The sequence below is a fragment of the Luteibacter sp. P4_D7_3 genome (genome assembly GCF_056401735.1).
This window is the reverse complement of sequence record NZ_JBFUIT010000301.1, coordinates 1-4741: the sequence shown is the minus strand read 5'-3', so window position 1 is coordinate 4741 and position 4741 is coordinate 1. Positions and strand designations below refer to the sequence as shown.

Sequence of the window (4741 nt, the reverse complement as noted above, 5' to 3'; positions counted from 1 at the left end):
GCCTAGCCACGGTCACATTTGGCCCCTACATTCAAAAGCTAGCTTTCGCCAGCACGGGAACCTGTCATGTCAACCGATTCTGACGCCTCACCCGTTGGGCCCGATTTCAGCCAGGGCGTCTACGCGTCCACGCTTCCCGAAGAGGGTGTCTTCGCCGGCCATGTCAATGGCGAGGCGATCATCGTGGCGCGCACCGACGAGGGCATCATGGCCTTGGGTGGTGCCTGCAGCCATTACAGCGGACCGCTGCACGAAGGCCTCCGTGTGGGTGACACCATCAGCTGCCCCTGGCATCACGCCTGTTTCGATCTGAAGACCGGCCGGGCATTGAAAGCGCCGGCACTGGCCCCGGTGGCGCGCTGGAAGGTGGAAGAAGAGGGCGGCAAGGTTTTCGTGCGTGAAGCGCTGCCTGATGATGCGACATCTCCTGCGGCGTTGATGGCAGACAAGCACTTCGTAATCGTTGGTGGTGGTGCCTCGGGGTTCGCCGCGGCGCAACGTCTTCGCCAGCATGGTTTCGCCGGCGACATCACGATGATCAGCGCCGACGTGGATGCTCCCTATGACCGGCCCAATGTGTCGAAGGACTATCTGGCCGGGACCGCCGATCCGGCGTGGATGCCGCTGAAGGACGCGGCGTTCTACGCGGACCTGAAGATCACGTTGAAGTTGGGAACGGTGGTCCGTTCTATTGATGCGGCTTCGCGTTCGGTTGCGCTGGAATCGGGCGAGCCGCTCACGTACGACAAACTGCTTCTTGCGACAGGTGCGGAGCCAGTTCGTCCTTCAGCACCCGGTTTCGATCAGCCGCACGTGCATACGTTGCGCAGCATGAAGGATGCGGAGCGGGTGATTGCCGATGTTACCTCTGACGACATCGTCGCCGTGATCGGCAGCAGCTTCATTGGGCTGGAAGCGGCGGCGTCGCTTCGTCACCGCGGTGTCGCGGTGCACGTGATCGGTCCGGAGCTGATTCCGCTGCGGAGCAAGTTCGGTCCGGCCATCGGGACGATGATCAAGGCGCTGCATGAGGCGAACGGTGTCGTGTTTCATCTTGGGCGCCGCGCCGAAGGCTATGCCGACGGTGCCGTGCAGCTCGACGACGGCACCTCGGTGCGCGCGACGCGCGTAGTGCTCGGCATCGGTGTGAAGCCGCGCTTGCAGTTGGCCGAAACGGCAGGAGTGCGAATCGAACGCGGTGTGGTTGTCGACACGTCGATGCGCTCATCGGACCCGAACATCTTCGCCACGGGTGACATCGCACGTTACCCCGGTGCACATGGGGAGCTCGCGCGCGTGGAGCATTGGGTACTCGCCGAGCGTCACGGCCAGGTCGCCGCAGCAGGGATGCTGGGCATCGACGACCCGTTCGAAGAGCCGCCGTTCTTCTGGAGCGTCCACTACGACACGACCATTCGCTACGTCGGGCACGCCGAGGACTGGGACGCCATTCGCGAGGAAGGCTCCGTGGCGGACAAGGATGCCGAAGTGCGGTACGAGAAGGACGGGCGGGTGATCGCTGTGGCCACGGTGAACCGGGATATGGATTCGCTGAAGGCGGCGGAGATGCTGAAACGCTAGCGGATCCTACTCGACCCACACTACGTCCGAGATACCCAGGTGTGTCCCTTGCCTGGGGACGATTTCTACCGGATGGCTACCATCGGCATGACATACGTAGATGTGACCGTGGGGTCCGAGATACGCCAGCATGCTTCCATCCGGCGACCATGTCGGATTGCTGCCCTGCGCGAGCATCTGCAACCCCGTTCCATCGGGATGCACTTTCCCGATCCCCTGGGCCGAACTGAAGGCGAGCCATTGCCCGTCCGGCGACCAGACCGGATTTCCGGTCCGGTGCCAATGGTCCGTGGGGTCGCCTCCTCGCACGATGCTGTGGCGCATCTCGTTGTTGAGCCTGGCGCCAGGGATATCCGTGAGCTGCCTCGTTGCGCCGGTGGCCGTATCCATCAGGAACACCTCGTGCAGATTGCACGCCGTGAGGTTGCCCTTGGTGCCACCTGCGAAGGCGAGGGTCTTGCCGTCGGGTGACCACGTCGGGAACATTCCTCGACAGCCTGTTACGTCGGATGCGCAGACCGACACCTCTTGCCCGTCGATCGGCGCAACGCATACTCGCCCTCCGGAAGCGAGGCCGGCGACGCGTCGTGCATCCGGTGACAGGGTGGCTTGGGTAGCAAGGTAGCGGTGCGCGGGATCCTGCGATGACGGTGCATCCCAGTCCGCTGCGGTGAAGAGATCGACGGTCGGGCTACTAAGTGCCTTCTTGGTCGCATAAGCATGCCCGGCCATCAGGTCGACGAGGAAGGGTCCACGATCTGCCCCAGATCTGCTGTTTACGCCGAGCGCGTGCTGCCGTGGATACACGACGAGGTCACTGGCGTTGGAAAAATTCGCGACGACCGCCGGAGGCGTGCTTCCATCGGCGGGGGCCGCGTAAAGCCGCTGACGTAAGGGGCTCCCCTGCACGGGAGGTTCCGACGGGTCGAGGGCGACGAACAAGAATCTGCCTTGCAAGGGCAGTCGATCGGTCGACGCCGCGGCAGCGCTAACCGAGGACGCGGTTGCCAATACATACGCGGCTGACAAGAGGTAACGCAGGCTCCGGCATTGCTTCATGTCATTTCCAGTCTATCGGCGCCAGATGGAAGTTCGTTATGGGATGGGGCTCATTCCGGAAGGGGATGAGTGGGGTGGCCGCCGAACAATCTATTCAAGGATCTATTCACGCTGAGGCGGACAGAATCTGTATGCCTATGAATAGCCTTTGTATTGTCCTCGAGAATCTATTCAAGAATCTATTCACAGGGGCGCTTACTCCGGCGCTACTCGGCGTTTCAAGGCAAGGACGGCGTCRTCTTCTCGAGAATCCGCATTGATTCGGCGTTCTTCCTGTCCCACTCCTCTGCTTCTTTCTTGCTGAGCTTCGTAAAGGCAGACGGCGGCTGAGGGGGTGGCGGGGCGGTTGCCTCACCGCTGGGCGTGCTGCCCACGGCGCCAGCGGCTGAATAAGGAACCGCTCTCACCACGACGGGCGCGGGTCGCTGGGTGGTGTGGACGATGGATGAGGTCATGCTCCGGAACACGGCGGGGATGACGACGTAGTAGCCGAGTACAAATATCCCGGCTGTCAGCATTGCCGCGGCTAGCAAGGCTGTAGGCATCCGGTTGCGCCGCGTCCACGACGGACCCGTTGGCTTCGCACCGGCCATGGATGAAAGGACGTCATCGGCCCAATACGTCGTCGGCAAATCCCCCGTTTCAGCAAGCATGTGCCGTAGCGCTACACCGTCGATCAATTCGATCTGCGGAAACTCAGCCGCCGCGGCGATGGCGGCAGCGCTGAACGATCCCGTGATGACGACGATCGCCCGCGTGGCATGCTGCGTTTGCATCACGCCAATAAGCTCATGAACGACGTTGTGCGTGACCTCGAAGAAGTTCACCCGCTTGCACTGCACGACGATGTATTCGCCGTCACGGAAGAGCTTGAGGTCGATGCCACCGTCGAACTTCTTCCACGACGTTTGCGCCCCCGTCCCCGAGTGCTCGACCCGATAGCCGCGTGCAGCGTAGTGCCGCGCCATCAGGCGTTCGAATTCATCCCACGGCATGCTGGCCAGGGGATCGGCGTGGCGGAACCTTGCCTTCCTGTGTCCCATCCCGGGCGGTCTTACTGGTCTTTGATGGCGGTGGCGATCGGCTTCTTGTCGTCGAGGGAAGCGACGATTTCACGCTCCCTGGCGGCGTCGTGGACCACGGGCGGGTGCGTCCGCATCGCTTCGACTGCCCTCAGGCCAGATCTCAGCCCGGGGAGTACGGAGGGTAGCGAGGCGACCGGCTGTTGCTCGGTGGCCAGGGGCTTCCGCGACTCGAGCAACCTCGCCATCTGCGCCTGCTGGATCTCGTGAATGTAGAACGTGTAGAGCATCACCAGGGCACCCGCCATCACGACGACGGCAGCGACAGCGGCCACGGCCGATGCGCGATCGATTCTCGCCTGGCGAGTATGCGTGTGCCGGACGGGCGGTCTTGCCGCGCCCGACCATGCAGGGAACTCGGGCGAGGCAGGCGCTTCGACGATGGGCTCCGCGACCGGCCCGAGCATGGCCCGTATGGTTTTCCCGTCGATCAGCCGGATATGCCGGAACTTCACCGCGGCCTCCATGGCTGCGGTGGTGAATTCGCCCGAGGTGACGACTATCGCGCCCGTGGCCCCGACGGTATGCATCACGCCGATGAGTTGGTGCACGTCGTTGTGCGGCACCTGGAAGGAGTTCCAGTGCTTGCACTGGACGACGATGAGTTCCTGGTCGCGGTGGAGCTTGAGATCGATGCCGCCGTCCGGGAGGTTGCCCTCGCCGGCGCCGGTGTGTTCGACGCGATAGCCCTGTCGTCGGAAGTGCTCGGCCACCAGGTGTTCGAATGCTCCCCAAGTGAGCCGGCTCAGCGCATCGTCGTGACGATGGCGAACGGACTTCATGCCGGGCCTCATCGGCGCGACTCCTCTAGGTACGGCATCGAGTGGCGCCCATGGGCGCCGGGTAGGACTTCCATGACTTCCCCCTGTGATTCCCCAATGCGACACCACCCCCCGGCGGGTCCTTGGGACTCGGGGAATATAGCGGGGTTTCGTGTGGATTTCTGTAGGCATATCCCTACAAACACACGTGGCGTGCCTCTGGTGAGTACGCGGCTCCGCCGGGTGGCGGCGGAGCCC

4 protein-coding genes are annotated in these 4741 nt (G+C 63.1%); 1 reads left to right on the top strand and 3 read right to left on the bottom strand.

Features of this window, described 5'->3' with window-relative positions:
- Positions 1–66: 66 nt before the first annotated feature.
- Complete coding sequence (locus AC1DSN_RS18515) at positions 67–1581, top strand: FAD-dependent oxidoreductase (protein WP_477295191.1); 1515 nt, start codon at positions 67–69, stop codon at positions 1579–1581.
- Positions 1582–1587: 6 nt separating this feature from the next.
- Here AC1DSN_RS18515 and AC1DSN_RS18510 read toward each other — a convergent pair whose 3' ends face one another.
- The 3 genes from AC1DSN_RS18510 to AC1DSN_RS18500 all read right to left on the bottom strand — a co-directional run bounded on the left by AC1DSN_RS18510 (position 1588) and on the right by AC1DSN_RS18500 (position 4504).
- A complete protein-coding gene (locus AC1DSN_RS18510) occupies positions 1588–2523 on the bottom strand; it encodes a hypothetical protein (protein WP_477295193.1) in 936 nt (311 codons plus the stop codon).
- A gap of 335 nt (positions 2524–2858) precedes the next feature.
- Positions 2859–3683: a restriction endonuclease gene (locus AC1DSN_RS18505; protein WP_477332129.1), complete on the bottom strand. Its 825-nt coding sequence runs from the start codon at positions 3681–3683 to the stop codon at positions 2859–2861.
- Positions 3684–3694: 11 nt separating this feature from the next.
- Complete coding sequence (locus AC1DSN_RS18500) at positions 3695–4504, bottom strand: restriction endonuclease (RefSeq protein WP_477332127.1); 810 nt, start codon at positions 4502–4504, stop codon at positions 3695–3697.
- Between the last annotated feature and the right edge of the window lie 237 nt (positions 4505–4741).

What these genes read in the sequence shown, in the direction of transcription:
- AC1DSN_RS18515 (WP_477295191.1), top strand. Translation starts at nt 67, where the DNA reads ATGTCAACCGATTCTGACGCCTCACCCGTTGGGCCCGATTTCAGCCAG.
- AC1DSN_RS18500 (WP_477332127.1), bottom strand. Translation starts at nt 4,504, where the DNA reads ATGAAGTCCGTTCGCCATCGTCACGACGATGCGCTGAGCCGGCTCACT.